This is a genomic window from Zavarzinia sp. (assembly GCF_049306435.1).
Classification (GTDB): Bacteria; Pseudomonadota; Alphaproteobacteria; order Zavarziniales; family Zavarziniaceae; genus Zavarzinia.
This window is the reverse complement of sequence record NZ_JBAQRT010000272.1, coordinates 1-1572: the sequence shown is the minus strand read 5'-3', so window position 1 is coordinate 1572 and position 1572 is coordinate 1. Positions and strand designations below refer to the sequence as shown.

General features: G+C 69.2%; 3 protein-coding genes. 2 read left to right on the top strand and 1 reads right to left on the bottom strand.

Annotation, left to right across the window (positions count from 1 at the left end; genetic code table 11):
* A partial coding sequence (locus WAZ62_RS15435; protein ID WP_422644425.1) for a hypothetical protein occupies positions 1-242 on the top strand: 242 nt, incomplete at its 5' end.
* Between the two features lie 36 nt (positions 243-278).
* Here the strand turns inward: WAZ62_RS15435 and WAZ62_RS15430 are convergent.
* Positions 279-776 carry a DUF2244 domain-containing protein gene (locus tag WAZ62_RS15430; protein ID WP_422644424.1) on the bottom strand — a complete coding sequence of 166 codons (498 nt, stop codon included), beginning with the start codon at positions 774-776 and terminating at the stop codon, positions 279-281.
* A 134-nt stretch (positions 777-910) separates the two neighbouring features.
* Between WAZ62_RS15430 and nth the strand changes: the two genes are divergently transcribed.
* Positions 911-1540 carry an endonuclease III gene (gene nth, locus WAZ62_RS15425; RefSeq protein ID WP_422644423.1) on the top strand — a complete coding sequence of 210 codons (630 nt, stop codon included), beginning with the start codon at positions 911-913 and terminating at the stop codon, positions 1538-1540.
* The last annotated feature ends 32 nt before the right edge of the window (positions 1541-1572 follow it).

Genomic DNA, 1572 nt, shown 5'->3' with positions numbered 1-1572 from the left:
CTCCCGCGCCGACCACTGCCGCGCCGCAGCCCGGCCCCGTCGAACAGCTCGGCCAGGATACCGGCAAGGCGATCGACGATGCCGCCAAGGCGACCGGTGATGCCATCGACAGCGCCGCCAAGGCGACGGGCGAAGCGGTCGACGATGCCGCCAAGGCCGTGGAAAACGCGGTCAGCGGCACCACCGTCGAGCCGGCGACCACCACGCCGCCCAGCACGACCCCGACCTCTCCCGCGCAGTAACCCCCTTCGGGGTTTCGATCCGGCGGCGGTATCCCTTCAGGGTGCCGCCGTCGTCATATTGTCCCGGCGCAGGGCCATGGCGCCGTGCAGTGCCTGCGCCAGATCCTGGCGCTCCCCGGGGGTCAGGCTGCGGGCGAAGACAAAGCGCCGGCCGTGGCTGGCGATGGCGATCTCGTTTTCATCTTCCGACATTTCGCGCATCTCGATGCGCGCCCAGCCGGGCTCGAAACGGTATCGCCGGGCCGCGCCCTTGGCGCTGACCCGCTGCACCGTCAGGTCACGATCGGTCAGGCGCACCCGCTCGAAGGCGCGGGCGGCGCGGTAATTGGCCCGGAAGGCGAACCAGACCAGCAGAACGTCGAGACCGAAGAAGCCGAACACCGGCCAGGCGCCGAGCGACAGGAACAGGATTCCGGCGGCGAAACTGACCAGCGCCACCGCCGCCATCAGGGCGGTGAAGGCGCGCGGTCCCAGCGAGCGATGCGGGGTCAGCACGGCATCGAACCACAAACGGTCCAGGGGAAGATCCTGCATGGCGGGTCGTCGGACTCCACGGCATGACGGCAAAGGCCGGGCTTCCGCGCACCGGCCCGCGGATGATAGGAATTGCCACGGCCTGCGACAAGCCGGGCCTGCACAAGCGACGCATTCGAAACGGCAACCCCACCATGCGCAAGGCGGATATCGTCACCTTCTTCTCGCGGCTCCAGGCCCAGCGACCCGAACCCCGGGGCGAGCTGGAGCACGAGAATGCCTATCAGCTGCTGGTCGCCGTGGTCATGTCGGCCCAGGCGACCGACGTCGGCGTCAACAAGGCGACGGCGCCCCTGTTCGCCGTGGTCAAGACCCCGCGGCAGATGCTGGACTACGGGTTGGAGCGCCTGACCGAGACGATCAGGACCATCGGCCTCTACCGCAACAAGGCGAAGAACGTCATCGAGCTGTCGCGCCTGCTGGTGGAGCGGCATGGCGGCGAGGTTCCCCGCGACCGCGCGGCGCTGGAAGCCCTGCCGGGCGTCGGCCGCAAGACGGCCAACGTCGTCCTCAACATCGCCTTTGGTGTGCCCGTGATCGCGGTCGATACCCATGTCTTCCGGGTTTCCAACCGCACCGGCCTCGCCCCGGGCAAGACGGTCGAGGCGGTGGAGGCGAAGCTGGAAAAAGTGGTGCCGCCGCCATTCCGCCTGCACGCCCATCACTGGCTGATCCTGCACGGGCGCTATGTCTGCAAGGCACGCAAGCCCGATTGCGCGGCCTGCATCGTCAACGACCTCTGCCCCTCGGCGGGCAAGGCCTGAGGTCAGACGCCGCCCCGGGCGGTCGCCCGCGC

Excerpts from the sequence above, each read along its gene's own strand:
- nth (WP_422644423.1), top strand. The coding sequence starts at position 911 with ATGCGCAAGGCGGATATCGTCACCTTCTTCTCGCGGCTCCAGGCCCAG.
- WAZ62_RS15430 (WP_422644424.1), bottom strand. The coding sequence starts at position 776 with ATGCAGGATCTTCCCCTGGACCGTTTGTGGTTCGATGCCGTGCTGACC.